This is a genomic window from Xanthomonas sp. DAR33341, from assembly GCF_003992815.1.
Taxonomy (GTDB): domain Bacteria; phylum Pseudomonadota; class Gammaproteobacteria; order Xanthomonadales; family Xanthomonadaceae; genus Xanthomonas; species Xanthomonas cissicola.
Genome location: NZ_QEYV01000011.1, coordinates 51272 through 77731, shown reverse-complemented (window position 1 = coordinate 77731; position 26460 = coordinate 51272). Strand labels below are relative to the sequence as shown.

Sequence of the window (26460 nt, the reverse complement as noted above, 5' to 3'; positions counted from 1 at the left end):
GCGTGCCGTGCGCAGTAGCTCCAGGCACACATCATTCCACTCGTCTCGGCCCTGCAGTCCTCCGATGCCTGTGCAGCGCCGGCCCAGCACGCGATTGACCGCCCTTCCGGGTCCCCGGTCCCGGGTCCCGCCCCCCGCTGTCAAGCCTTGTTCGCCCCCGCCCCCGCCGGTACCCTGACCGCGCATTATTCCGGTCCCGCATGTCCACTTCCCGCTTCGTCCATCTGCACGTCCACACCGAGTTCTCGCTGGCGGATTCCACCATCCGTGTGCCCGAGAAACCGGATCAGGCTGACCCGAAAAAAGCCAAGCAGGCCAACCTGCTGAGCCGGGCAGTCGAACTCGACATGCCCGCGCTGGCAGTCACCGACCTCAACAACCTGTTCGCGCTGGTCAAGTTCTACAAGGCCGCCGAAGGCGTCGGGATCAAGCCGATCGCCGGCGCCGACGTGATGATCGCCACGCCGGACATGACGCCGTGGCGCATGACCCTGCTGTGCCGCGACCGTGAAGGCTACCTGAGCCTGTCGCGGCTGCTCACCCGCGCCTGGATGGAAGGCCACCGCCCCGAAGGCGGCGTGGCGATCCATCCGGAATGGCTGCAGGCCGGGCACGCCAACCTGTTTGCGCTGGCCGGCCGCGACAGCCTGGCCGGGCGCCTGTTCAACGAGGGCCGCGCAGATCTGGCCGAGCAACAGCTGGCCGACTGGCAGCGCGTGTTCGGCGATGGCCTGCACCTGGAGCTCACCCGTACCGGCCGCGATGGCGAGGAACGCTTCAACCAGTTCGCGCTGCACGCCGCGGGCGTGCGCGGGCTGCCGGTGGTGGCGAGCAACGATGTGCGTTTTCTGTACGCCAGCGACTTCAATGCGCACGAAGCGCGCGTCTGCATTTCCTCCGGCCGCGTGCTGGACGATCCCAAGCGCCCGCGCGACTACAGCGACCAGCAATACATGAAGTCCAGCGAGGAGATGGCGGCGCTGTTCGCCGACATCCCCGACGCCATCGACAACACCCACGCGCTGGCGCAGCGCTGCAACATCGAGATGCGCCTGGGCACCTACTTCCTGCCCGCCTACCCGGTGCCGGAAGACGAAACGCTGGACACTTGGATCCGCAGCCAGTCGCGACAGGGTCTGGCCGCACGCCTGGAAAAGAACCCGATCGCGCCGGGCAAGACCCGCCAGGACTATGTGGACCGGCTCGAATTCGAGCTGGACACCATCATCAAGATGGGCTTTCCCGGCTACTTCCTGATCGTGGCCGACTTCATCCAGTGGGGCAAAAACCAGGGCATTCCGATCGGCCCGGGCCGCGGTTCCGGTGCCGGCTCGCTGGTGGCCTGGGCGCTGCAGATCACCGACCTGGACCCACTGCCGTACAACCTGCTGTTCGAGCGCTTCCTGAATCCAGAGCGCGTGTCGATGCCCGACTTCGACATCGACTTCTGCATGGACCGGCGCGACGAAGTCATCGACTACGTGGCGCGCAAGTACGGCCGCGAACGCGTCAGCCAGATCATCACCTACGGCACCATGGCCGCCAAGGCGGTGGTGCGCGATGCCGGCCGCGTGCTGGGCTTTTCGTATGGGTTGGTCGACAGCGTGGCCAAGCTGATCCCCAACATCCTGGGCATCACGCTCAAGGACGCGATGGGCGAAGGCAAGGACTCGGAGATGGCCTCGCCGGATCTGATCCAGCGCTACCAGGTCGAAGACGACGTGCGCGACCTGATGGATCTGGCGCGCCAGCTCGAAGACCTCACCCGCAACGCCGGCAAGCACGCCGGCGGCGTGGTGATCGCGCCCGATCCGCTTTCCGAGTTCTGCCCGCTGTTCGCCGAACACGACGAAGACGGCCGCGGCAAGAACCCGGTGACCCAGTTCGACAAGGACGACGTCGAGGCGGTGGGCCTGGTGAAGTTCGACTTCCTCGGCCTGCGCACGCTGACCATCATCGATTGGGCGGTCAAGGCGATCAACGTGCGCCATGCGCGCGCCGGCATCGACCCGGTCGACATCACCGCCATTCCGCTCGACGACGTGCCCACCTACAAGGGCGTGTTCGCCTCGGGCAATACCGGTGCGGTGTTCCAGTTCGAATCCTCGGGCATGCGCCGCCTGCTCAAGGACGCGCGCCCGGACCGCTTCGAAGACCTGATCGCGCTGGTGTCGCTGTACCGTCCTGGCCCGATGGACCTGATCCCGGACTTCAACGCGCGCAAGCACGGCCAGCAGGAGATCGTCTACCCCGATCCGCGCACCGAAGTCATCCTGAAAGACACCTACGGCATCATGGTGTATCAGGAGCAGGTGATGCAGATGGCGCAGATCGTCGGCGATTATTCGCTGGGCGGCGCCGACCTGCTGCGTCGCGCGATGGGCAAGAAGGTGCCGGCCGAAATGGCCAAGCACCGCGAGATCTTCCGCGAAGGTGCGGCCAAGGGCGGCGTGAGCGCAGCCAAGGCCGATGAAATCTTCGACCTGATGGAGAAGTTCGCCGGCTACGGCTTCAACAAGTCGCACGCCGCCGCCTACGCGCTGGTCAGCTACCAGACCGCGTGGCTGAAACGGCATTACCCAGCCGAATTCATGGCCGCCACGCTGTCCTCGGACATGGACAACACCGACAAGGTGGTGGGCTTTCTGGATGAGGTGCGCAACCTCGGCCTCACCGTCAACCCACCGCGCGTCAACGAGTCGGCGTACATGTTCGAGGCCGCCAGCCCGGACACCATCCAATACGGCCTGGGCGCGATCAAGGGCGTCGGCCAGGGCGCCTGCGAGGCAATCGTCGAAGAACGCCAGCGCGGCGGCCCCTACACCACGCTGCTGGATTTCTGCACGCGCGTGGGCACCGCAAAGCTCAACCGGCGCACGCTGGAAGCGATGATCAATGCCGGCGCCATGGATGGCCTGGGCAAGAACCGTGCCTCGCTGATGCTGCAGTTGCCGGAGGTGATGAAGGCCACCGAGCAGATGGCGCGTGAGCGCGCCTCCGGGCAGAACTCGCTGTTCGGCGGGCCGGACCCGAGCGCACCGGTGATGCGCCTGGACCTGCCCGAAAGCAAGGAATGGCCGTTGGGCCAGCTGCTCACCGGCGAGCGCGAAACGCTGGGCTTCTACCTCAGCGGCCACCCGTTCGACCCGCACCGCGAAGAAGTCCGCGAGCTGGTCGGTTGCGACCTGGGTGCGCTGGAAAAGATCCTGGCCTCGCAACAGCGTGGTGGCGGTGGGGGCGGCGGCGATGGCGAAAAACGCGCCTGGCGCCCGGAGGTCGGCGCCATTCTTGCCGGCCAGGTCGTCGGCGTGCGCCGCAAGGGCGACAGCCAGGTGTTCGTGCAGCTCGAAGACGGCCGCGGCCGGGTCGAATGCAGCGCGTTCTCCGACGCGATGGCCGAGTTCGGCCACCTGCTCACCCGCGACCGCATCCTGATCGTCAAGGGCGGCCTGCGCGAGGACGAATTCAACGGCGGCTACAGCCTGCGCATCCGCCAGTGCTGGGACTACGAGCAGATCTGCGCCGACCACGCGCAGCGGCTGTCGCTGCGCCTGGACCTGCGCGAGAAGCAGGCCTTCAAGCGCATCGACGCCCTGCTGGCCAAGCACCGCCCCGGCAAGACGCCCCTGCGCCTGGACCTGCTGCTGCGCGCGCCCAGCGGCGGTGTGGCCGGCATGCTCGACCTCAACGGCAACCACTCGGTGCGGATCGACCAGCAGCTGATGGACAGCCTGCGCGCAGACCCTGCGGTGCGGACGGTGAAGATCAAGTACAGCCCTCCGTGGGCGTGAGAATGGGGAATCGGGAATGGGGAATCGCAAAAGCGCGGCGGCCGGATACCTTGCTCTGATTCCCGATTCTCCATTCCCGATTCCGCTCCCAACGCCCCCGTACGGGCCGAAGGCAGCGCTTCAGCTACACTCCCCGCCTTACGTTGACGACGCCATTGCATGAATCCTAACTACCTCGACTTCGAGCAACCCATCGCCGATCTGGAAGCAAAGATCCAGGAACTGCGCAAGGCCAGTACCGGGCCTGCGGTCAACGTGGAGACCGAAGTGCGTGCGCTGCGCGACAAGCTGCGCGTGCGCACCGCGCAGATCTTCCGCGATCTGTCGGCCTGGCAGGTCTCGCAGCTGGCGCGTCATCCGCAGCGCCCGTACACGCTGGACTACATCAACACCATCTGCGACGAATTCCAGGAACTGGCCGGCGACCGCGCCTACGCCGACGACAAGGCCATCGTCGGTGGCCTGGGCCGTATCGACGGCCGCCCGGTGGTGATCATCGGGCACCAGAAGGGCCGCGATACCAAGACCAAGGTGGCACGCAACTTCGGCATGCCGCGCCCGGAGGGCTACCGCAAGGCCTTGCGCCTGATGAAGCTGGCCGAACGCTTCCGCCTGCCGCTGCTGACCTTCATCGACACGCCCGGCGCGTATCCGGGCATCGGTGCCGAGGAGCGCGGCCAGTCCGAGGCGATCGCGCGCAACCTGCTGGAAATGGCCGAGCTGAAAATCCCGGTGATCTGCACCGTGATCGGCGAAGGCGGCTCCGGCGGCGCGTTGGCGATCGGCGTGGGCGACCGCACCCTGATGCTGGAATACGGCACCTATTCGGTGATTTCGCCGGAAGGCTGCGCCTCGATCCTGTGGAAGGACGCGGCCAAGGCCAAGGACGCCGCCGAACAGCTCGGTCTGACCGCCAAGCGCCTGAAAGGCCTGGGCCTGGTCGACAAGGTGATCCGTGAACCCACCGGCGGTGCGCATCGCAATCCCGAACAGATGGGCAAGCGCCTGAAAGCGGTACTGCTCAACGAGCTGGACGCGCTGGAAAAGATTCCAGTGGATACGTTGCTGCAGCAGCGCTACGAGCGGCTGCGCAGCTATGGTGCCTACGAAGGGCATTGATTCGCACGAAGGCCGGCCGCGCCAAGTGCGCGGCCATGGAAAGGACGCCACACCTGCATGTCTCCGCTCCTGCTGATCTCACTGCTGCTGCAAGCCGCCTGCTGCGTCCACGTCGTGCGCAGCGGGCGGCCCTTGTACTGGATCTTCCTGCTGCTGGCGTTTTCCCTGCTGGCGGTGCTGGTCTATGTGTGCGTGGCGGTCATCCCGGATCTGCGCAACCACCCCAACGCACGCCGCAGCCTCAAGCGCGTGCGCAGTACCCTGGACCCGCAGCGCGAACAGCGCGACGCCTCGCGCCGGCTGGATGTGGCCGACACTCCGGAAAATCGCCGCCAGCTCGCAGAGACGTTGCTGGCGCGCGGCGATTACGCCCAGGCCGCCGAGCATTACCAGGGGGCCTTGCGTGGGCTCTATCGCGACGATCCGCACCTGATGCTCGGCCTGGCCAAGGCGCAGTTCGGGCTGGGCCAACCGCAGCAGACGCGGCAGACCCTGGATGCCTTGATCGCAGCCAACCCCAGCTTCCGCTCGCATGACGGGCACCTGCTGTATGCACGCGCGGTCGAAGGCAGTGGCGACACCGACGCTGCGCTGCACGAGTACGACACGCTGGCCCAAGGCTATCCGGGCGAAGAAGCACGCGTGCGCTATGCACAACTGCTGCAGCGCATCGCACGCAATGACCAGGCCAGGGCGGTGTACGACCAGGTGCTGCGTCACGCCGCCGCCTCGCCCAAGCATTACCAGCGCGAGCAACGCGCCTGGGTCGACCTGGCGCGCAAGGGCCTGCGCGAACTGGATACCGGCGCCTGAGAGCAGCCAACAAGGCGCTCGCGCAGCTGCAGGCCACATGCATTGAATCGTTCGGCAACAAATCGCTTGGCAACCTGATCAAGGCCATCACCGTGCAAAGGAAGCCCGAAATCGAGGCAGTTCTGAGAGCCGAGATCGATCATCTGCTGGAGCAATCCACTCAGCGGTTTCGCAGCGGCGCCCTGGCCGAATCGCTCGCCCTGGGATTACAGGCCTGGGCGCTGATCCCCGAACCCAAAGCGAACTGGGACTATTACCCGCAAAGCCTGTCTGCAAGTTTCGTCAAGGATTACGCCGACCTGCACGATCAGGAAAACGTGCATCGATGGCTCGAGGTGATGGCGCTGATGTACGACGACCCAGACCACACCGACCATCTTGTGCTGATGACCGAAGGCGAAGCGATGCTGCAGCTCGGAGATGAGGCACGCGCCTGTGCTGCCTTCGGCAAAATTTACGCGCTATACGGCAAGAAGGGATTTGCCGGACACCAGAAACGGTATCTGGAGATGCTGCGCAAGCAACACCCGACAGGTGCATAAGCTCACATCGCTCCAGCGCAGCCTCCAGGATTCATCGACCCTTGCCCGGCGCGCACATCTCGACGTCACTGGCCGTCCCAACGATAAGGCACCGCAGGCATTCGCGGCGGGATACCGGAAGGCCCCGCATTTTTTTCAGCAGTGGCAGCTCTGTCACCTGCGCGCCGAAACCGTCAGGCGTGCGCAGGTGCGGTGCGCAATGCGCTCAGAACGGCTTGGCCAGCACCAGCCAGATCACGCCGACCAGCAGGATCACCGGCACTTCGTTGAACCAGCGCAATGCCCGACCGCTGGGCACTGCACGCCCCTGTTCGGCGCCTTTGACCCAGCGGCCGGCCACGATGTAGTGCGCCAGGATCAACGCAACCGCGAACAGCTTGGCGTGCAGCCAGCCGCCAGCGACCATCGTCGGGAAATCCGGAATGACCCGGTAGCCCTGCCATAGCACCGCGCCCAGCAGCAGCGCCAGACCAAGCATGCTGTGGCCGAATTTGTAGAGTCGCCGCCCCATCAACACCAGGCGCGCGCGCACCGCAGTGTCGCTGCCGGCTTCGGCGATGTTGACCAGAATGCGCGGCAGATAGAACACCGCGGCCATCCAGGCGATCACGAACAACAGATGGAAGGTCTTGATCCACAAATACAGGGTCATGCGCTGGCTCCGCTGGCTCGCGTAGGATGGCCCGCATTTTCACCTATCCGCGCACGCGAAAGCAGCCGACGTCCATGCAGCAGTCCGACCCCAAACACTACGACGCCCACTATTTCCGCCGCTGGTATCGCGATGCCGGCCTTGCCGACCCCGCACGCCTGCGACGCAAGGTCGCACTCGCCGTGACCCAGGCCGAGTACTACCTGGAACGGCCGATCCGCAGCGTGCTCGACGTCGGCTGCGGCGAAGCCGCGTGGCGCGCGCCGTTGCTGGCGTTGCGGCCGAAGCTGAGTTATCTGGGTTTCGACAGCAGCGCCTATGCGGTGCAGCGCTATGGCCGCAGCCGCCAGATCCACCCCGCCCGCTTCGGCGATTTCGCCTGGCTGCGCCCGTGCGCGCCGGTGGACTTGCTGATCTGCTCGGACGTACTGCATTACGTGCCCACCCGCGAATTCAATCAGGGCCTGCCCGGATTGGCCGAGATGTGCGCAGGCGTTGCGTTCCTGGAAGCCTTCGCCGAAGAAGATGCGTTCGAGGGCGATCACGACGGCTTCCAGGCGCGACCGGCGCGCTGGTATCGCAAACGCTTCGCCAGCGTGGGCTTCGCTGCGCTGGGGTCGCACTGCTGGCTGTCGCCGCAGCTGGCTGACCAGGCATCGGCGCTGGAGCGCGGCTGACCGGGAGGTGGTTGCCAGCGAGCATCGCATCCGGTCACTGCGTCGCCTGGACAGAAGAACGGTTGGGTGGCTCCACCTCCATTGCTGGGTCGAGGGACGTCGCCCAGCGTCTTCACCCCCGCTCCGGGCCGCTGCCCACATGAGCTGCGCTGGCGTTCCAGAGGCACGCATCCGTAGTGGGCAGATCCTGTCGTCGCGCCTGGCAGGCAAGCCGGTTTCTCGTTTAGAGACGGCGGCCACCACGCCGTGACAGCCTCAACTGTTCGCAGCCTCATTAAGGTGCAAATGCGCCAAAACCGGTATGCTGCGCGGCAGCAAAACCGCACGGATGGGTGGAATGCTTTATCAACTGCATGAGCTGACCCGCAATCTGCTAGCCCCCTGGGTGCATCAGGCCCAGGCGAACGCCAAGATGTTTTCCGACCCGGACAGCCTGTGGGCATCGCTCCCGGGCGCCGAGCGCATGGCCGCCAGCAACGAGCTGTTCCACCGTCTGGGCAAGGAATACGAAAAGCCGGCCTGGGCGCTCGACGATGTCGAGGTCGATGGTCATTCGCTGCCGATCATCGAACGCGAAGTGCTGAGCAAGCCGTTCTGCCGGTTGCTGCGCTTCAAGCGTTTCAGCGACCACGTCGAACTGATCGGCAAGATGAAGGAGCAGCCCGCCGTGCTCGTGGTTGCGCCGTTGTCCGGCCACCACGCCACGTTGCTGCGCGACACCGTGCGCACCCTGCTGCGCAACCACAAGGTCTATGTGACCGATTGGGTGGATGCACGCATGGTGCCGCTGGAAGCCGGCGCGTTCCGGCTCGAGGACTACATCACCTACATCCAGGAGTTCATCCGCCATATCGGCGCCGAGCGCCTGCATGTGGTGAGCGTGTGCCAGCCCACCGTGCCGGTGCTGGCGGCCGTGTCGCTGATGGCCAGCAACGACGAGCCCACGCCGCGCTCGCTGGTGATGATGGGCGGGCCGATCGATGCGCGTCGTAGCCCCACCCAGGTCAACAACCTGGCCACGGAAAACGGCATCGAGTGGTTCCAGAACAACCTGATCCACACCGTGCCGTTCCCGTATCCGGGCCATGGCCGCCAGGTGTATCCGGGCTTTCTGCAACACGCCGGCTTCCTGTCGATGAACCCGAACCGGCATGTGATGTCGCACTGGGATTTCTACACCGATCTGGTCAAGGGCGATCTGCAGGATGCGCAGGCGCATCGGCAGTTCTACGACGAATACAACGCTGTGCTCGACATGCCGGCCGAGTATTACCTGGACACCATTCGCGTGGTGTTTCAGGAGTTTCTGCTGCCGCAGGGCAAGTGGAAAGTGGACGGCCAGCTGGTCAAGCCATCGGCGATCCGCAAGACCGCGTTGCTGAGCATCGAAGGCGAACTGGACGACATCGCCGGCCTCGGCCAGACCGAGGCGGTGCACGATCTGTGCACCGGCATCGACGCGGCGCACCGTCGTCATCTGGTCGTTGAAGGCGCCGGTCACTACGGCATTTTCAGCGGCCGCCGCTGGCGCGAGGTGGTGTATCCGCAGGTCCGCGAATTCATCGCGCGCTACGATGCGGATCCGGTCGGCAGCCGCGACCTGGCCACCGTGACCCCGATCCGCAAACGCGGCAAACGCGCCTGAGTTACCCAAGAAAATCCCCGGCAATGCCGGGGATTTTCATCTCGGTCTGCCTGCAGCCGCCAGAGCGGTCATGCCAGCGAGCAAGCACCACCACCCTGCGCATACCGACATCTTGGAAGGCGCATCACGCCGCCGCCTCTCCGCCCTTGACCAGCAGCTGCTTGGCGAACATGCCGTGCAACGTGCCGAACGCGCGCGCCAGATGCAGCGTAACGAACAACAACAGCACGCCCACCACGCACAACGGCAGCGTCAGCCAGGCGCTGGTGATGTCCACCCCATCCCAGGTCAGCACTGCGACGTTGTCGAACAACACCGCGATCGGTGAAGCGGCCAGGCCCAACGACAGCGACAGCAGCGTGCAAAACACGGTGAAATAGAGAATGCCCAGCGGCAGCATCAGCAGGAAGTACAGCATCGTGCTCCAGGTACGCGCGTCGGTGAACATCGCGCCGATGCGCTGCAGCCAACCGCCCTGCAGGCCCGGGTGTTGCGGGCGACGCGGCATGCGCACGCCAAGCAGCGTTTCGACCACGCGGCCCTCCACCAGCGACAACACCCGCACCGAGCCGAAGAACAACACCAGCAGCGGCACGCCGATGATCAGGATCAACATCCCCACCGACAGGCTGGCGCCGGTCACGACCCAGGTGAAATAGAACACCCCGGTAAGCAGCGACAGCAACATGTAGAACAATGCGCCATAGGTGCGCGGGTCGGCGGCCACGCCGAAGAACGTGCCGATCCACGATGCCCGCTTCGGTGGCACCGGGGGGCGCAGCGCGCGTGCCACGGTCACTTCGGTTTCGCGGTAGATCTCCGCCACTTCCTCCGGCGCACCGTAGCTGCTGGCCACGCCGGCAATGACCTCGGCCTCGCTCTTGCCTTTCTGTTCTGCCAGTTCGGAACGCAGATAGTCTTCGGCGTCGTAAAGCGCGTCCTGGATCATTGCCGGATCTGCCCCGGCCAGCGCCTGGCGCAGCTGCAGCAGGTAATCGCCAATGGTGGTCGGCAACGGACGTGCCTGTGCAATCGTGTTCATGAGTGGTTCCCCTCCAGCACTGAATCAACAGAATCTCGGGTGGCACGCCAGGCGGCGGTCCAGTCGCGCAGGCAGTCACGCCCGCTCTCGGTGATGCGGTAATACCGCCGCGGCGGCCCGGAGGCCGAGGGCTCGACATGGCTCTCTAGCAATCCGGCCCCTTCCAGATTGCGCAGCACCGGGTACAGGGCGCTTTGCTTGCCGCTGAGCACGCCTTCCAGACGCTCGAGCCGCTTGGCGATGAGGTAGCCGTACAGCGGTGCATCGGCCTGCGCCAGGACAGCCAGCAAGGCCAGCGACACAGTGCCCGCGCTCAGTTCCTTCTGAAATTTGCGTAGGTGGACATCCGCCTCGCTCATCGGCCATCTCCGCTAGGTTGAAGATGATGCTATGTAGAACCTAGCTATAGTGAATGTGCCGGTAGTCATGGACGGGCATTGGGGAGTCGGGATTGGGGATTCGCGATTCGCGAAAGCAAAAACAAAGGCGTGGTCGCGAGCTTGCTTGAGTCATTGTCAGCATCGCAGCGAGCTCCACCGCAGGACGCAGCGCCGCCGTTGCGAATCCCCAATACCGAGTCCCGACTCCCCGCCCCACTAGCGCCCGCCTGCGTCAACCCAGTGCGTTCATGAGCTTAGAACCTTTGGGTTACTGCCTTTCTGGCACGGCTTTACTACAGTCGGTATCCCCCCCTGCCGATACCTTTCGCCTAGGGGTTTTCACTTTCGACGGGGAACACGATGCAAATGACACGCTTGGCGCAGCCGGCCATGGCTGAAACTTCCTTTGGTGCCACCCGGCGCCTGTGCCTTGCGATTGGGTTGGCGCTGCCCGCACTGGGTTTTGCGCAGGTGCAACCGGCCCCGGCCAACGCCGAACAGGTCGTGGCCGAGCCAGCGAAAGCGCCGGCCACCGCCGCACCGGCGACCGCCAAGGGCTATCCGCTCGAAGCGCAGGGGTGGGGCGCCAAACAAGGCGGCAACATGTGGCAGGTGCGCTGGGCCGAAGACTGGTCGTACCTGAAGGATCCGTCCAAGCGCAAGAGTCCGTTCGATCCGCTCAAGTACATCCCGCTCAACGACGACGGCGATGTGTATGTGTCGCTCAGCAACGAGTTGCGCGTGCGCAGCAATACCATCACCAATCCGGGCCTGATTCCCGGCAGCCACTCGCAGCAGCAGTATCTGCTGCGCGCCTTCTTCGGTGCGGACTTCCATGTGGGCGAGCACTTCCGTCTGTACACGGAATTGGCGCATGGCAGCCTGGACGGGCGCAACGAGGGGACCAAGACCGGCACACAGGAAAACAACGCGATCCTGCAGCAGGTGTTCTTCGACGTGAAAGGCCGTATCGGCAGCGCCGACACCGGCCTGCGCGTCGGACGTCAGGTGTTCGTCGATGGCCCGACCACGCTGATGGCGCTGCGCGACAACACCGATATCTTCGTGACCTTCAACGGCGCGCGCGCCTGGGCAGTCGGCGACAGGACGCGTGTTGACCTGTTCGATTTCAATTTCAACATCGATGGCACCGAAGGCCTCGGCGATGATCGCATCGACCGCTCGCGGCACTTTCGCGGCGTGGTCGGTGGCTACCGCCTGGCGACGGCCAAGCCGATGTACCTGGAGCCGTTCTTCTATCAGTTCCGCAACGACAACCAGGTGTGGGGCCGTCAGACCGCAGAAGAAAACCGCAATTACTACGGTCTGCGCCTGTGGGGCAACGTGGGCAGGCTGCGCACCGATTCGTTCGTGACCGTGCAGCGCGGCAGCTTCGGCGGACGCGACCTGCGCGCCTACATGGCCAGTACCTCCAACGCCTGGTCGCTGAGCGAATCGGGCTGGAAGCCGCGCCTGGGCTTCCATAGCGAAATCGCGTCCGGTGGCGGCGGCACCTCCGGCACCGGCACGCTGCGCAACAACAACTTCTTGTACGGCAACACGATCTACTTCAGCTGGGCCACGTTCTTCGGCCCGGTGAACCTGGTCACTGCCGCACCGACGTTGACGTTCTCGCCGACCTCCAAGCTCACCGTGAACCTGGAGTGGGAAACGCTGTGGCGCCAGACCACCAGCGATGCGATCTACAACAACCAGGCGCGCGCCTACGCACGCACTCAGAACACCGGCGAGCGCCGCATCGGCACCATGCCGCGCATCAACGCCACCTGGAACATCGACCCGAACTGGTCGGTGACCTTCCGCGCCGAACATCTGATGGCCGGGCCGGCGTTGGAGAAGGCCGGCTACGGCGATTCGACCTTCGTGATGGGCTGGTTGAACTTCCGCTTCTGAACACAGCGGTTGGGTGCGCTGTCCATCTCCAACATACAGTGGCGTCATCACGTGCCGCGTCCCGCAAGGACGCGGCATGTTGTTTTTACGTGCAGCATGCCGATGACAGCGAACAAGGCCGCATGCGTCATGCGGCGGGAGACAGCGACGCGCGCAGTGCATTCACGTCCTTGAGTCGTCCTGACCTCCGGCCGCTTCAGGCAGCCAACCCACCCCTGCGCAGATGCCAGGCAGGCATGGCCGATGGTTCGCATCGGCGTTGCCACGCACGGTGATGCATGCGCGCCTCCAAGCTCACCTGGCGACTGCTCGCCCGGCGTTGACGGCTGTCCGCCGGTGGTCGTCAGGCAGCTGCTGCCGATACAAGCAGTGCGCATGCAAGCGTAGACCGCCTGCACCAGTCTTGCGACCTGTGCCTGGCAGTGCAGAAGGCGGCTTGTTTATCGAGCCGATGAGGCTGCCTGTGTGGCCGCGATCGCACTGCCTGGCACGGGCCAGCGATCATTGCCTGCCCCGCCCTCCGGTCGTGCGTACTGCCGAAGCGTCAGGCTCTTGCCGTCGTTTCCGGCGCCTAGCGGGCGCACCTGTCCACGCAACGCAGGCGGTAGCGCGGCGATCCGCTGCGTCAGCGGCATTGTCTGCGCAGGATGATCGCGCAACCACTGCAGCGCAGACAGCGCGCGCAATGCAGCGGCGGTGTCCTGCATCTTGCGCTGATAGTTGGCGTAGTCCGGATGCGACACGCTTGCCAGCAAACACCCGGTTGCATTGGCGATGCAGGCCACCGATGCGGTCTGCGGCAACGGGATCAGCGTCTGCGGAACCGGCCGATCCTGCGCCAGCAAGGTCCGCACCGGCGCGCTGCAGGCCCAGGTAAAGGTGGGCGCCAGCAAGGCCTGGGTGCGTTCGTCGTCCAGCAACCGTAGCGGGAACCGGTCTTGCCAGGACGATTGGCCGCCTTGCGTCAACGTATCCTCCTGCAGCATCGAAAACACCATCCGCGATTCACCGTGCAACGCGTGACACAGCGCGATCTCATCCACCGGCAGCGGCGCAAATGCAGCGGCGCATTGCGCGGGCAAGGGATACTGCGCCGGCAATTCGGCCAGCATGTCGGCAAACAGGTGCGCATTGCCACGCAGCATCGCCGCGCCAATCATCGTGATCGCCAGATTGTCGCTACTGCGCATCAGGACACGGGCAACCTGCGCATCGGTGCAGACCCCGGACAAGGCCTGGGTGCTACGCCCCTGGACAAACTCCAAGGCACTGGTCGTCATCGACAAGGGCATGCGCGGCAGTTCGGGAAGCGGCGTATCGACACGTGCACGGAACGGGCTGCGGTAGTCGGCGTGTTGCGCCAACGCCCGCATCCGGGCCAGCATCGGTGCCTGTGCGGCCAGCGCAGCGGCATAGGCCTGCGGTCGTTCGCGCACGCGCTGCAAGCATCCGCCAGCGCTGGCCATGCAAAGCGCAGGCGCGCCGGACGGCCAACCCGGCAGGCGCCGATAGCCTGCAGCGGCGCTTTGGAATGCCGCATGCTCCGGCAGCCGATTGAATCGCTCCACGTCCTGGGCCAGCACTGCCTCGCGCTGCGCCTCCGGAATCGCGTACGACAGCGACCACAGCGCCCCGAACATGTTGCTCCCGCGCAACGGTGGAAGCGGCTGGCGCAGCTGCGCCAACGCCTGACGCTGCGATTCGGGAATCGGCCAATACATGGAGATCGCATAGAGCGTCAGCGCTGCTGCGATCAGGATGCAGACACCGAGCAAGGCGGCTTTGAGAAATTTGGCGAGCACGTGCGAACGATCCATCCCTGGGAGCTGCGCATCTTAGTGCCATCGGCACAGGCCCGCGACGGGCACAGACGCATTGCGTTCTTTTGGGCTGCGCACCATCGGCAGCCGTGTGTTTGGCGACCTGCGTGACACTGGGCAACCACACCACGCGCTGGCAATGGGCGACGGTCTCATTAAGTCGTTGAAAGAATCCGGGCGCGCCAGACCTCGCCCCCACCGCCTCTGCGCGCCATGCTTTCCCAATGGAAGAAGGGCTGCACGGGTCGCCCGCTGCCGCTCGGCTGCGGGTACCGCCACGCCTGTGTCGATATAGGTACCGGAATAACGGGATTGCGCAGGCTTGAGGCACGCGAAACACTTTTGCCAATCGCGAATGCCTGCTGCCAAACCCCGGCCCCAGCTCCACCGAGCGTGGCCGAATGCCTACACTATGCCGATGTCCGAATCCCCTACTCCGCACGTCCGCCCTTCCCTGCAACGGATCTTTCTGACCGGGTTGCTCACCTTGCTACCGGTCTGGTTGACCTGGGTGGTGGTGAAGTTCGTTTTCTCGCTGCTTTCGGGCATCAGCAGCCCGTGGGTGGTGCCGTTGTCCGAACGCATCGCCGCCTCGTTCCCCGATTATCTGGGCTGGTTCAAGGCGCTGTGGGTGCAGAACACCATCGCCCTGATCGCCACGGTAGCGGTCATCCTGTTCGTCGGGATCCTGAGCCGGCGCGTGATCGGCCAGCGCTTGCTGCGCTGGTTCGAGGCCATCATGCGGCGCATTCCGCTGGCCAGCGTGGTCTACGACAGCGCGCGCAAGCTGCTGGACATTTTGCAGACCCAGCCCGGCAGCACCCAGCGCGTGGTGTTGATCGATTTCCCGCATCGCGACATGAAATCGGTGGGCCTGGTCACCCGCGTGATCAAGGAACAGGGCACCGGCCGCGAGCTGGCCGCAGTCTACGTGCCCACCACGCCCAACCCCACCTCCGGCTACCTGGAAATCGTGCCGGTGGAGCTGCTCACGCCTACCGACTGGAGCGTGGATCAGGCGATGAGCTTCATCATTTCCGGTGGCGCCGTGGCGCCCGAATCGGTTCCCTTCACCCGAACTGCGGATCGCTGACACCATGAACCATGTGCGCACCCTCGACGATCGTGCGGTCCGCCTGTTCATTGCACTGGCGGCCTTCTTCTGCGTCAACGCGGCGCTGGCCGAGTTCATTGGCGTCAAGATCTTCGCGCTGGAAGACACGCTCGGCATTGCGCCACTGAACTGGAATCTGTTCGGCCAGCGCGGCTCGCTCAGCTTCACCGCCGGCACCTTGCTGTGGCCGATCGTGTTCATCATGACCGACACCATCAACGAGTTCTTCGGCAGCCGCGGGGTGCGTTTCATCTCGTGGGTGGCGGTGGTGCTGATCGGCTACGGCTTCGTGTTCGCATTCGCGGCCATCGCGCTGGCGCCGGCCGGCTGGTGGGTCACTGCGGCGCAAAACCAGGGCGTGCCCGATTACCAGGCGGCATTTGCGGCAGTGTTCGGGCAAGGGCTGTGGACCATCGGCGGCTCGCTGGTGGCATTCCTGTTCAGCCAGTTGATCGATGTCTCGGTGTTTCACCGCATCCGCCGCGTCACTGGCGAAAAACACGTGTGGCTGCGCGCCACCGGCTCCACTGCGGTCTCGCAGGTGGTGGACAGCTTCGTGGTGATCTATATCGCCTTCGTGCTCGGCCCGCAGCATTGGTCGATCGACCAGTTCCTGGCAGTGAGCACGCTCAACTACATCTACAAGATGGGCTTTGCGGTCTTGCTGATCCCGCTGCTGTATCTGGCACGCCGCGGCATTACTGCGTACCTGGGCGCCGAGCGTGCCGAGCAGCTGCGCGAAGAAGCCGCTGCCGACTGAGCCGGGCTGTCTCCCAGCCAGGGTCGTCGCGCCGCAATGGGGTGCGGCGGCAACACCTTGCCAACAGTGGTCCGCATCGCGGCGCTGCGAGCCAGCCCACCGAACTGTGACTTGCACGCCGCCTTGCTGGCTATGTCGCAGCGCACCACATCGCGCGAGCGCAGCACCGCGCCCATGCGCCGCATGAATTGCCGATAGGCGGTAGGCCGCCAATGGGTGGCCGTAACCGTGCGGATCGGGCAAGCTCCCCGCTCGCTTGTTTCCGGAGCCGGTAATGCCCCTCAGCTTTTCCCGCCTGCTGTCCCTGGCCATGGCCGCCCTCGTGAGCCTGTCGCTGGCGGCGCCGGCCGATGCGGCCAAGAAGAAGACCGCCAAGGCACAGACCACGCAAACGCGCGCGAAGGCGAGCAAAGGCAAGAAGACCGCCAAGCCGGCAGCCAAAAGCACCAAGGGCAAGGGCAGCAAGGCCGCCAAGGTGAGGCCACGCGCGGTTGCCGCGCCGGTGGTGCTGACCAAGGCGCAACAGCTCAACCTGCTGTACGACCAGTACTGGGACGCCTCGCTCAAGCTCAACCCGCTGCAGGCCACCTTCCAGGGCGAGAGCCGCTACAACGACCAGTTGCCGAACTTCCTGTCGCCGGCGTTCCGCCAGCAGTCGCACGATTTCACCGTGCTGTGGCTGGGCAAGGCCGAGGCGCTGGGGCCCGATGGGCTGAGCGGACAGGATCTGCTCAGTTACCAGATCTTCGTACGCGATGCGCGCAGCGCGCTGGCCGCCGAGCAGTTCCCCAGCTGGATGCTGCCGATCAACCAGTTCTACAACATCGCCAGCATCGCGGTGGTGCTGGGCTCGGGTACCGGCGCGCAGCCGTTCAAGACGGTCAAGGATTACGACAACTGGTCGCGGCGAGCGCTCGGCATTCCCGACCTGTTCGAGCAGGCCATCGCCAACATGCGTGCGGGCATGCAGGCCGGCGTGGTGCAGCCCAAGGTGCTGATGCAGAAGGTGTTGCCGCAACTGGATGCGATCATCGCGCGCAATGCCGAAGACAGCCTGTTCTGGGGTCCGGTGCGCAACCTGCCCGCCGACATGCCCGAGGCCGACAAGCAGCGCATCACCGCCGAGTACAAGCGCATGATCGAAGTGCGCATCATGCCGGCCTACCGCGCCTTGCGTGGCTTCATCGCCACCGAATACCTGCCCGCCTGCCGCGACAGCGATGGGCTGGCGGCATTGCCGAACGGCGCGGCGTGGTACGCCTATGATGTGCGCCAGAGCACCACCACGGACCTGACCCCGGAGCAGGTGCATCAGATCGGCCTGGATGAGGTCGCTCGCCTGCAGGGCGACATCCAGACCTTGGCCAAGCAGGTCAAATTCCGCGGCAACCTGCCCAAGTTCTACAAGTTCATGCAGACCGACCGGCGCTTCGGCTTCCGCAGCGACGCCGAGTTGCTGAGCACGTATCGCAGCCTGCAGGGCCGCGTGCAGCTGGCGGCGCCGCGGCTGTTCAACACCCAGGGCATGCCGGCGCTGGAAGTGCGTGCGGTGGAACCGCAGCGTGCGCAATCGGCGGCCAGCGGCTCGTACATGCGCCCCAGCGGCAACGGCAGCACGCCGGGCATCTTCTACGTCAACACCTCGGACCTGCCGGCGCGCAAGACCTGGGAGGCCGAAAGCCTGTACCTGCACGAAGCGGTGCCCGGCCACCACTACCAGCTGGGCTTGCAGCAGCAGTTGACCGACCTGCCCAAGTTCCGCCGCCTGGGCGGCGAAACGGCCTACATCGAAGGCTGGGGTCTGTATGCCGAATCGCTCGGCCGCGAGCTAGGGCTGTATGACGACCCGTACAACTACTACGGCTATCTGCAGAACGCGTTGTGGCGCTCGATTCGCCTGGTCACCGATACCGGCCTGCACAGCAAGGGCTGGACGCGTACCCAGGCCATCGACTACATGGTGGACAACTCCGCCATGAGCCGCGCCGATGCCGAAGCCGAGGTAGACCGCTACATGGCCATTCCCGGCCAGGCACTGGCCTACAAGGTGGGCGAGATGAAGATTGCGCAGTTGCGCGAGCAGGCGCAGCGCGAGCTGGGTCCGCGCTTCGATGTCCGCGCCTTCCACACCGAAGTGCTCAAGGACGGCTCGGTACCGCTGGATATCTTGCAGGACAAGATCCAGCGCTGGATCGCCACGCAGAAGGGCTGACGCGCGCCGTTGCGATGATTGGACGCTGCTGACCCGTCACTGCGGGTTGGCCTTGGGATTGGCGCAGGTTGAGGCTTGGAGTGCTTGGCAAAGCCCGGCTTCGGCTCGCCCTTTGCATGCTGCGGTGGCAATCCCAACGATGCCGGCCGGGTGTGACATGCGGGATGAGCGCGCGTTCGTCAGCCGGGTCACTCCGCCGCACGCGCGGCCGCCAGCGCGGCGATATCGCGCGGTGCGGTGCGGCAGCAGCCACCGATCAAGCGCGCGCCAGCCGCCAGCCAGTGCGCATGCTGGTCGGCCAGCGTCAGCGCAGCCCCGCGACCGGCATGCCAGCGCTTGTCGCTGGCGTCGTAGTGCTCGCCCGAGTTCGGGTATACCACCAGCGGCAGCGCGGTCAGCGCCGACAGGCTGTGCAATGCAGCCGTCGCCTGATCCAGCGCAATGCAGTTGATGCCCACCGCGATCACCTGCGCGCAGGCATCCAGCGCCGGCACCACCTGCGCCAGCGGCGTGCCGTCGCTCAGATGCGCCGCATCGCGCAAGGTGAAGGAAAACCAGGCATGCAGCTGCGGAAATTCGTGTCGCAGCAACTGCCGCAGGGCCACGATTTCGCTGGCCGATGGCAGCGTCTCGCAGGCCAGCAGATCCACGCCAGCCTCAGCCAGCGCCGCGATGCGCGGACGATGAAAGTCCATCAACTGCTCGATCGGCAGCACGTAGTCGCCACGATATTCCGAGCCATCGGCCAGATACGCGCCATACGGTCCCACCGAGCCTGCCACCCACAAAGGCGCGGCATGCGGGTGCAGCGTCAGATGATCGGCACGCGCCTGCATCGCCAGCGCTACGCTGCGAGCGATCAACGCCTGCGCTTGCGCAACATCCAGTCCACGTGCGGCAAATCCCAGCGGCGTGGCCTGATAACTGGCGGTGATCGCGCATTGCGCACCGGCAGCGAAGTAATCGCGATGCACCTGATAGATCAGCTCCGGCTGCTCCATCAGCACGCGCGCCGACCACAGCGCATCGTTGAGATCGCAGCCGCGCTGCTCCAGCTCGGTGGCCAGCGCGCCATCCAGCACCACATACCCATCGTGTTGCAGGGCCTGGCTGAAAGGCGCATTGGCGCGCGGCTGGCGCGGAAGAATCGTCATGCGTGCAGTCTCCGGGCCGCAAGCCATTGGGTAAGTGCGTAGGCGCCATAGCACAGCGCGACGAACGGAATACCGCACCACAACGCAATGCGCTGCTGCGGATCGAATGCCAACCCGATGCAGGCGAGCAGACACAGCGAAAAGCCCAGAATTGGGGTCCACGGGTACCACGGCGCGCGATACGCCAGCGTTTCCAGCGCAGCGCCATCGCGCAGCCATTGGCGACGGAAGCGGTAATGCGCGGCGCAAATGCTCAGCCACACCACCACGACGGCGAAGCCCGAGACTGCCGAGATCGCAACGAACACCGTTTCGGGCGCATACACGCCGGTGAGCAGCGCCAGCAAGCCGCCCAGCATGCTCAGCGACACGGCACGCAACGGGATGCCGCGGCCGGTCAAGCGCGCCAGGCCGCTCGGCAACGTGCCTTCATTGGCCAACGACCACAGCATGCGCGCGGCCGCATACAGCCCGGAATTGGCCGCCGACAGGATCGCGGTGAGGATCACCGCATTCAAGATATCGGCTGCATATGGAATGCCCAACAGCTCGAAGGCGCGCACGAACGGGCTGGTTTCCACGGCCGCTCGTCTGGCAGGCAGCAGCGCCGCCAGCACCAGCACCGTGCCGACGAACAGCACCACCAGCCGCACCAGCGTTGTGCGGATTGCCAGCGGAATCGCGCGTGCAGGCTGTGCGGTTTCGCCGGCCGCCACGCCGATCAACTCGGTGCCGGAAAATGCGAAATTCACCGCCACCATCGTCATCAAGATCGGGAGCGTACCGTGCGCGAACCAGCCGTTGGCGCGCAGATGGCGCAGCCCGGGTGCGGGCGAACCGTCGGCCAGTGGCAACAGACCGATCACCGCCGCGCCGCCAAGCACGATGAACACCAGGATGGTGATCACCTTGATCAACGAAAACCAGAACTCGCCTTCGGCAAACCAGCGCGCCGAAACTGTATTCAGGCCGAAGATCAGCGCGCAGAACAGCAGACACCACGGCCACGCCAGGCTGTGCGGAAACCAGTACTGCATGCAGAACGCTGCGGCCGTCAGGCTCGAACCCAATGCCACCGTCCAGGTCAACCAATACAACCACGCCACCACATAGCCGGTCGCCGGGCCGAGGTAGCGCGCGGCATACACATGAAACGCACCGGTTTGCGGCATCGCCACCGCCAGCTCGCCCAGGCATTGCATCACCAGGTACACCACCAGGGCGCCGATCAGATACGCCAGTACCGTGCCCAGCGCGCCGGTGCTGGCAATGATGTACCCGGTGTTGAAGAACAGGCCGGTGCCGATCACCCCGCCCAGCGACAGCATCACCAGATGGCGCACCTGCATGCTGCGCTGGAACTGCGGTGCGGTGGCGGACGACGGCTCGGGCATGGGGGCGAATGGTCGGGGGACTCCATCCTGCCACGTGCACGCAGACGGGCACAGCCGCGCGCAGTCGAGTTGTGATGCAGGACCTACCGCTCACTGGCGCGCGGGTATGCTGCTGATCGGTTTCTGCTCGCCCCCTTCCCATGCCCCATCACCGCCTTACGGCTTTGCACACATCCGCGCGCCGCCTCGCCACCGCGGCCCTGCCTACGCGCAGGCCCAATCCAAACGGCGCGTCCCGCGCAAGCGATGCCGAGCTTGCTGCGCGTTCGATTGCCAGTGCGCCTACGCGCTGCGCATGGTCGAACACGTCGAGAGTGATCGCATCGCCTGAAGCACTGCGTTGGAGCGCCGCATGATGCTCGCCGGAATCCACCATGTGGCGATCATCGCCAGCGACTACGCGCGTTCCAAACAGTTCTATTGCCAGATCCTGGGCCTGCGCGTGCTCGACGAGCACTACCGCGAGGCGCGCGATTCGTGGAAGCTGGATCTGGCGCTGCCCGATGGCGGACAGATCGAGTTGTTCTCGTTCCCCGCTGCCCCGGCACGCCCCAGCCGCCCGGAAGCGCAAGGGCTGCGCCACCTGGCGTTTCGCGTCGCAGATCTGGACAGCGCGGTTGCGCATCTCAACGCGCACGGCGTGGCCACCGAGGACATCCGCATCGACGAATACACCGGCCGCCGCTTCACCTTCTTCGCCGACCCGGATGAGTTGCCGCTGGAGTTGTACGAGGTCGCTTAGAACCGGCAGGCCTCGCAGCCGGTTGTGCGGCACGGTCACATCCACTGCATCTGCGCGTCAACATGGCATGACTTCCGGCGCATGCGGCAATGCAGCGACGCCGTGAAGATCGTCAGTACCCAGGGCAAAGGAACCGTCCATGTTGCAGATCCGCGCGTTGTCCAAGACCTACGCCAATGGCGTGCATGCGCTGCAAGGCGTCTCGCTCGACATTCCCCGCGGCATGTTCGGATTGCTTGGCCCCAACGGTGCCGGCAAGTCCTCGTTGATGCGCACGCTCGCCACCTTGCAGGAGCCGGACTCGGGCAGCGTGACGCTGACCGCTGCCGACGGCAGCAGCATCGACGTGCTCAAGGACAAGGACCTGTTGCGACGCCGGCTGGGCTATCTGCCGCAGGATTTCGGCGTATATCCGAAGGTGAACGCGCTCGACATGCTCGATCATTTCGCCGTGCTCAAGGGGCTCACCAACCGGGCACAGCGCAAGGAAGTGGTGGAACGCCTGCTGCAGCAGGTCAATCTCTGGGACGCGCGCAAGCGCAAGCTCGGCACCTATTCCGGCGGTATGCGCCAGCGTTTCGGCATTGCGCAGGCGCTGCTGGGCAACCCGCAGCTGGTCATCGTCGACGAGCCGACCGCCGGGCTGGATCCGGAGGAACGCAACCGTTTCCTCAATCTGCTGGCCGAAATCGGCGAGAACGTGGTGGTGATCCTGTCCACCCACATCGTCGAAGACGTCACCGACCTGTGCCCGACGATAGCCATCATGAACAAGGGACAGGTATTGCTGACCGGGCGGCCGGCCGATGCCATCGACATGCTCAGCCAGCAGGTCTGGCGCAAGCAGGTCAGCAAGAGCACCCTGCCCGACTACGAAGCGCGCTTCACCGTGTTGTCCACGCGCCTGATCGCCGGCCATCCGGTGATCCACGTGTTCAGTGCGGACTGCCCGGAACCGGGTTTCGAACAAGTCGCTCCCGATCTTGAGGATGTCTATTTCCAGCGCCTGCGTAAGCAGGCGTTGGCTGCCTGACGGAGCACGGCCATGATCCTGGCGTTCCTGCGCTTCGAGCTGCGCGAACAACTGCGCTCGCCGTTTTTGTGGTTGTTGGCCGCGCTGTATGCGTTACTGGCCTTCGCCGCGCTGTCCAGCGATGCCGTGCAGATCGGTGGCGGCATCGGCAATGTACTGCGCAATGCGCCAACCGTGATTGCCAGCGTGCTGGCGATTTTTAGCTTGCTCGGCCTATTGGTGGCTGCGCTGTTTGTCAGCAATGCCTTGCTGCGCGATTTCGAGTTGGGCACCGCAGAGCTGGTATTTTCCACACCCGTGCGCCGCCGCGATTACCTGGCAGGCCGCATCGCTGCAGCGTTGATTGCCGGCACGGTGATGTATCTGGTGATCGCGCTGGGCATGTTTGTGGCGCAGTTCATGCCATGGATCGACCAGGCGCGGCTCGGGCCGGTCGCGCTGCTGCCGTACCTGTGGTCGCTGCTGGTGCTGGTGCTGCCCAACCTGCTGTTCACCACCGCGCTGCTGTCGGTGCTTGCGGTGACCACGCGTAGCATCCTGTGGGTCTACATCGGCGTCATCGTGTTTTTCGTGCTGTATGGCGTGAGCCGGGCGCTGCTATCGGACCTGGACAACGTTTGGGTTGCGACCCTGTCCGATCCACTCGGCATCCGCGCACTATCGCAAACGCTGCGCTACTGGTCGGCGGAACAACGCAACCTGCAACTTCCCCCATTGACGGGTTACCTGCTCGCCAATCGCGCCCTGTGGCTGGGCATGAGCGGTGTGTTGTTCGCCGCGACCTTTGCACTGTTCCGCACCGAACGCAGCGGCACGCGTCGTCGTCGCGGCGTGGCGCCTGCCGCATCCTCCAGCGCGCAGGCAGCCAGCGTGCGCGTCAACACCACCCGTCTCAGCGTGACGCCCGCCTTCTCGGCCAGCACCGCCATCCGGCAACTGCTGCGCCAGATCCGTTTCGATACGCTCGGCGTGCTGCGTAGCGCACCGTTCGTGGTGCTGCTGATGCTGGGCCTGGCCAACTTCATCCCCACCGCATTGTTCAATGCACGCATGTACGGCACCGCCGTGCTGCCGGTCACCTCATTGATGCTCCAAGCGCTGCAGAACAGCTACAGCTTTCTGCTGATCATCGTGGCGCTGTTCTATGCCGGCGAACTGGTGTGGAAAGAACGCAGCAACCACACCGACGGCATCACCGATGCCATGCCGGTGCCGGACTGGGTTCCCCTGCTCGGCAAGTTCGTCGCCTTGCTGGCCGTGATCGCCAGCTTCCAGCTCGCCGGGGCGTTGACCTCGATCGCGCTGCAACTTGGCCGTGGCTACACCACCATCGAGCCGCTGCTGTATCTCAAGACGCTGGCGCTTGGCTCGGTGCTGTATGTGCTGATGGGCGGTATGGCCCTGGTGCTGCAGGTCTTGAGCAACAACAAGTTCGTCGGCTATGCGATGCTGATGCTGGTGTTGATCGGGCAATCGGCGTTGTCGATGCTGGACTACACGCAGAACCTGTACAACTTCGGAAGCTGGCCCAACGCCCCGTATTCGGACATGAACGGCTTCGGCCACTTCTTGCCCGGGCAGCTGTGGTTCCAGGGCTATTGGGGCGTGTTCCTGCTGGCCTTGTTGCTGCTGTCCTCGGCGTTCTGGCCGCGTGGCGTCGGCCATGGACTGAGCCAGCGGCTGCGCCTGGCATCGCAGCGCCTGCGCAGCCCCACCGGCGCGGCATTGGCGGTGAGCCTGCTTGGCTTTGCGACGATCGGCGGCTGGCTGTACTGGAACACCAACGTCTACAACAGTTTCCTGTCGCCGGAGCGGCAGTTGGACCTGCAAGCACGCTACGAGCGCGATTACCGCAAGTACAGGGACCTGCCGCAGCCGCGCATCATTGCCGTGGACAATCATGTCGATCTGCACCCGGAAACGCAGTCGGTCGTGATCGATGCCACCTGGACCGTGCGTAATTCCCATAGCGTTCCGATCAACGAGGTGCACATCGGCATGCAGGGGCGCGCTGGCGACCGTAGCCTGGTCAACGTGGACCTGGGCGGGCAGACGCTGATCACCCACGACATCCCGGCCGGCTACCGCATCTATCGCCTGCAGCGCCCGCTGCAACCTGGCGAAGAGCGCGTGTTCCGCTTCCGCGTGGACCAGCACCCGCATGGCATCACCGCCGGGCAGGCACAGACCGATCTGGTCGCCAATGGCAGCTTTTTCAATAGTCGGGCACTGCCCTGGTTCGGCTACAACACCCAGACCGAGATCACCGACCGCAACGACCGCCGCAAGCGTGGTCTGGGCGAGCCGACGCGCATGCCCAAACTGGAAGACCAGGCCGCACGCGCCAACACCTACGTCAGCGACGATGCCGACTGGCTCAGCTTCGCCAGCACCATCTGCACCGCGCCGGACCAGATTGCGTTGGCACCGGGCTATCTGCAGAAGGAATTCCGGCAGGCTGGCAGGCGTTGCTTCCGCTACGTGATGGATCGCCCGATGCTCAACTTCTATGCGTACCTGTCGGCGCGCTGGCAGGTGCGCAAGGGCTATTACAAAAACGTTCCGATCGAGATTTATTACGACCCCAAGCACCCGTACAACGTGCAACGCATGATCGAAGGCGTGCAGAAATCGTTGACCTATTACGAAGCCAATTTCACCCCATACCAGCATCATCAGGTGCGCATCATCGAGTTCCCGGGCTATGCGGGGTTTGCGCAGTCGTTTGCCAATACTATCCCCTACTCCGAATCGATCGGGTTCATCGCCGACCTGCGCGACAAGGACGACATCGACTACGTGTTCTACGTCACCGCGCATGAAGTGGCGCATCAGTGGTGGGCGCATCAGGTGATCGGTGCGAATGTGCAGGGCGCCACGATGTTGTCCGAGTCGCTGGCGCAGTACTCGGCGCTGATGGTGATGGAGCGCGAATACGGGCGCGCGCACATGCGCCGCTTCCTTAAATACGAACTGGACCGCTACCTGGAAGGGCGCGGCGGCGAAACGCTCGATGAACTGCCGTTGTACCGGGTGGAGAACCAGCAGTACATCCATTACCGCAAAGGTTCGTTGGCGTTCTATCGCCTGCGTGAGGAGATCGGCGAACAGGCGCTCAATCGCGCGTTGCAGCGTTTCCTGCAGGCCAAGGCGTTTCAGCAAGCGCCCTATACCACCTCGGCCGAACTGCTACAGGCCATTCGTGCCGAAGCAGGCCCCGATCAGCAAGCAATGATCACCGACCTGTTCGAGAGGATCACGTTTTACGACAACCGTGTGGTGAGCGCGCAGGCCCGCAAGCGCCCGGATGGACGCTTCGATGTAACCGTGCAGGCGCAGGCAGCCAAGTTGCAGGCCGATGGCCGCGGCAAGGAACATGCAGTGCCGATGGACGACTGGATCGAGGTCGGGATCTACGGCCAGCCCGCCGGCAAGACCGCACCTGCGCCGGTGCTGGCGCTACAGCGGCGGCACGTCACCAGCGCCACGCCCAGCTTCACGCTGACGGTGGACGCCCTGCCCATCGAAGCCGGCTTCGACCCCGACAACAAGCTGATTGACCGCGTGCCGGACGACAATCGGAAGCGGATCAGCCTGGCGGCCAACTGATCGGCGATCACCGAAGCAGCATGCGTAGGACAGAGCACGGCATGCGC

Annotated in this window: 19 protein-coding genes; 13 read left to right on the top strand and 6 right to left on the bottom strand. The window is 64.8% G+C overall.

The genetic code is table 11. The features are described 5' to 3' along the window. The first annotated feature begins 200 nt into the window (after positions 1–200). From dnaE to EO156_RS01775, 4 genes are all read left to right on the top strand, one after another. Entirely contained in the window at positions 201–3791 is a 3591-nt protein-coding gene (gene dnaE, locus EO156_RS01790; RefSeq protein WP_016849942.1) for a DNA polymerase III subunit alpha, read from the top strand. 159 nt (positions 3792–3950) lie between these two features. After that, positions 3951–4910 (top strand): acetyl-CoA carboxylase carboxyltransferase subunit alpha, encoded by a 960-nt coding sequence (locus EO156_RS01785; protein WP_005924942.1) that lies wholly within the window; start codon positions 3951–3953, stop codon positions 4908–4910. A 57-nt stretch (positions 4911–4967) separates the two neighbouring features. Further along, positions 4968–5723, top strand: coding sequence for a tetratricopeptide repeat protein (locus EO156_RS01780; RefSeq protein ID WP_016849943.1), 756 nt, complete (start codon positions 4968–4970; stop codon positions 5721–5723). A 41-nt stretch (positions 5724–5764) separates the two neighbouring features. Beyond that, positions 5765–6265, top strand: coding sequence for a hypothetical protein (locus EO156_RS01775; protein ID WP_078585611.1), 501 nt, complete (start codon positions 5765–5767; stop codon positions 6263–6265). Between the two features lie 205 nt (positions 6266–6470). Here EO156_RS01775 and EO156_RS01770 read toward each other — a convergent pair whose 3' ends face one another. Then, a complete protein-coding gene (locus EO156_RS01770) occupies positions 6471–6917 on the bottom strand; it encodes a CopD family protein (protein ID WP_003485394.1) in 447 nt (148 codons plus the stop codon). Between the two features lie 74 nt (positions 6918–6991). On the opposite strand from EO156_RS01770, the gene EO156_RS01765 reads away from it, so the two are divergent. Beyond that, positions 6992–7594 (top strand): class I SAM-dependent methyltransferase, encoded by a 603-nt coding sequence (locus EO156_RS01765; protein ID WP_011050894.1) that lies wholly within the window; start codon positions 6992–6994, stop codon positions 7592–7594. Between the two features lie 301 nt (positions 7595–7895). Then, on the top strand, positions 7896–9239 hold the full coding sequence (locus EO156_RS01760; RefSeq protein WP_015472356.1) for a polyhydroxyalkanoate depolymerase: 1344 nt from the start codon (positions 7896–7898) through the stop codon (positions 9237–9239). A gap of 124 nt (positions 9240–9363) precedes the next feature. Here the strand turns inward: EO156_RS01760 and EO156_RS01755 are convergent, their stop codons facing one another. Both EO156_RS01755 and EO156_RS01750 read right to left on the bottom strand, forming a co-directional pair. After that, positions 9364–10281: a sensor domain-containing protein gene (locus EO156_RS01755; RefSeq protein ID WP_003485399.1), complete on the bottom strand. Its 918-nt coding sequence runs from the start codon at positions 10279–10281 to the stop codon at positions 9364–9366. Next, positions 10278–10640, bottom strand: a complete 363-nt coding sequence (locus EO156_RS01750; RefSeq protein WP_003485401.1) for a PadR family transcriptional regulator — start codon at positions 10638–10640, stop codon at positions 10278–10280. Before EO156_RS01750 ends, EO156_RS01755 begins: the two co-directional genes overlap by 4 nt. Before the next feature lie 381 nt (positions 10641–11021). Here EO156_RS01750 and EO156_RS01745 point away from each other — a divergent pair, with 381 nt between their 5' ends. Next, on the top strand, positions 11022–12575 hold the full coding sequence (locus EO156_RS01745) for an alginate export family protein (RefSeq protein ID WP_029828445.1): 1554 nt from the start codon (positions 11022–11024) through the stop codon (positions 12573–12575). Between the two features lie 440 nt (positions 12576–13015). Here the strand turns inward: EO156_RS01745 and EO156_RS01740 are convergent, their stop codons facing one another. Continuing rightward, positions 13016–14392, bottom strand: a complete 1377-nt coding sequence (locus EO156_RS01740) for a hypothetical protein (protein WP_016849945.1) — start codon at positions 14390–14392, stop codon at positions 13016–13018. Positions 14393–14813: 421 nt separating this feature from the next. Here EO156_RS01740 and EO156_RS01735 point away from each other — a divergent pair, with 421 nt between their 5' ends. The 3 genes from EO156_RS01735 (at position 14814) to EO156_RS01725 (ending at position 18481) form a co-directional block, all read left to right on the top strand. Beyond that, positions 14814–15488, top strand: a complete 675-nt coding sequence (locus EO156_RS01735) for a DUF502 domain-containing protein (protein WP_033479811.1) — start codon at positions 14814–14816, stop codon at positions 15486–15488. Positions 15489–15492: 4 nt separating this feature from the next. Continuing rightward, a complete protein-coding gene (locus tag EO156_RS01730) occupies positions 15493–16269 on the top strand; it encodes a queuosine precursor transporter (protein ID WP_016849947.1) in 777 nt (258 codons plus the stop codon). A 274-nt stretch (positions 16270–16543) separates the two neighbouring features. Beyond that, a complete protein-coding gene (locus tag EO156_RS01725; protein WP_016849948.1) occupies positions 16544–18481 on the top strand; it encodes a DUF885 family protein in 1938 nt (645 codons plus the stop codon). A 188-nt stretch (positions 18482–18669) separates the two neighbouring features. On the opposite strand, the gene mmuM is transcribed toward EO156_RS01725, so the two are convergent. Further along, complete coding sequence (mmuM, locus tag EO156_RS01720; protein WP_005911685.1) at positions 18670–19635, bottom strand: homocysteine S-methyltransferase; 966 nt, start codon at positions 19633–19635, stop codon at positions 18670–18672. Next, positions 19632–21029 carry an S-methylmethionine permease gene (gene mmuP / locus EO156_RS01715; protein WP_016850275.1) on the bottom strand — a complete coding sequence of 466 codons (1398 nt, stop codon included), beginning with the start codon at positions 21027–21029 and terminating at the stop codon, positions 19632–19634. Before mmuP ends, mmuM begins: the two co-directional genes overlap by 4 nt. 352 nt (positions 21030–21381) lie before the next feature. On the opposite strand from mmuP, the gene EO156_RS01710 reads away from it, so the two are divergent. The 3 genes from EO156_RS01710 (at position 21382) to EO156_RS01700 (ending at position 26413) form a co-directional block, all read left to right on the top strand. Further along, positions 21382–21771 (top strand): VOC family protein, encoded by a 390-nt coding sequence (locus EO156_RS01710; RefSeq protein WP_016850274.1) that lies wholly within the window; start codon positions 21382–21384, stop codon positions 21769–21771. A 139-nt stretch (positions 21772–21910) separates the two neighbouring features. Beyond that, the gene (locus EO156_RS01705) at positions 21911–22804 is read left to right on the top strand and encodes an ABC transporter ATP-binding protein (protein ID WP_016850273.1); all 894 of its coding nucleotides are present in this window, start codon (positions 21911–21913) and stop codon (positions 22802–22804) included. Positions 22805–22816: 12 nt separating this feature from the next. Continuing rightward, positions 22817–26413 (top strand): ABC transporter permease subunit, encoded by a 3597-nt coding sequence (locus tag EO156_RS01700; RefSeq protein WP_033482691.1) that lies wholly within the window; start codon positions 22817–22819, stop codon positions 26411–26413. Positions 26414–26460: the final 47 nt, after the last annotated feature.

What these genes read in the sequence shown, in the direction of transcription:
- EO156_RS01780 (WP_016849943.1), top strand. Translation starts at nt 4,968, where the DNA reads ATGTCTCCGCTCCTGCTGATCTCACTGCTGCTGCAAGCCGCCTGCTGC.
- mmuM (WP_005911685.1), bottom strand. Translation starts at nt 19,635, where the DNA reads ATGACGATTCTTCCGCGCCAGCCGCGCGCCAATGCGCCTTTCAGCCAG.
- EO156_RS01750 (WP_003485401.1), bottom strand. Translation starts at nt 10,640, where the DNA reads ATGAGCGAGGCGGATGTCCACCTACGCAAATTTCAGAAGGAACTGAGC.
- EO156_RS01725 (WP_016849948.1), top strand. Translation starts at nt 16,544, where the DNA reads ATGCCCCTCAGCTTTTCCCGCCTGCTGTCCCTGGCCATGGCCGCCCTC.
- EO156_RS01755 (WP_003485399.1), bottom strand. Translation starts at nt 10,281, where the DNA reads ATGAACACGATTGCACAGGCACGTCCGTTGCCGACCACCATTGGCGAT.
- EO156_RS01785 (WP_005924942.1), top strand. Translation starts at nt 3,951, where the DNA reads ATGAATCCTAACTACCTCGACTTCGAGCAACCCATCGCCGATCTGGAA.
- EO156_RS01705 (WP_016850273.1), top strand. Translation starts at nt 21,911, where the DNA reads ATGTTGCAGATCCGCGCGTTGTCCAAGACCTACGCCAATGGCGTGCAT.
- EO156_RS01740 (WP_016849945.1), bottom strand. Translation starts at nt 14,392, where the DNA reads ATGGATCGTTCGCACGTGCTCGCCAAATTTCTCAAAGCCGCCTTGCTC.
- EO156_RS01760 (WP_015472356.1), top strand. Translation starts at nt 7,896, where the DNA reads ATGCTGCGCGGCAGCAAAACCGCACGGATGGGTGGAATGCTTTATCAA.
- EO156_RS01765 (WP_011050894.1), top strand. Translation starts at nt 6,992, where the DNA reads ATGCAGCAGTCCGACCCCAAACACTACGACGCCCACTATTTCCGCCGC.
- dnaE (WP_016849942.1), top strand. Translation starts at nt 201, where the DNA reads ATGTCCACTTCCCGCTTCGTCCATCTGCACGTCCACACCGAGTTCTCG.
- EO156_RS01700 (WP_033482691.1), top strand. Translation starts at nt 22,817, where the DNA reads ATGATCCTGGCGTTCCTGCGCTTCGAGCTGCGCGAACAACTGCGCTCG.
- EO156_RS01770 (WP_003485394.1), bottom strand. Translation starts at nt 6,917, where the DNA reads ATGACCCTGTATTTGTGGATCAAGACCTTCCATCTGTTGTTCGTGATC.
- EO156_RS01710 (WP_016850274.1), top strand. Translation starts at nt 21,382, where the DNA reads ATGATGCTCGCCGGAATCCACCATGTGGCGATCATCGCCAGCGACTAC.
- EO156_RS01745 (WP_029828445.1), top strand. Translation starts at nt 11,022, where the DNA reads ATGCAAATGACACGCTTGGCGCAGCCGGCCATGGCTGAAACTTCCTTT.
- EO156_RS01735 (WP_033479811.1), top strand. Translation starts at nt 14,814, where the DNA reads ATGTCCGAATCCCCTACTCCGCACGTCCGCCCTTCCCTGCAACGGATC.
- EO156_RS01730 (WP_016849947.1), top strand. Translation starts at nt 15,493, where the DNA reads ATGAACCATGTGCGCACCCTCGACGATCGTGCGGTCCGCCTGTTCATT.
- mmuP (WP_016850275.1), bottom strand. Translation starts at nt 21,029, where the DNA reads ATGCCCGAGCCGTCGTCCGCCACCGCACCGCAGTTCCAGCGCAGCATG.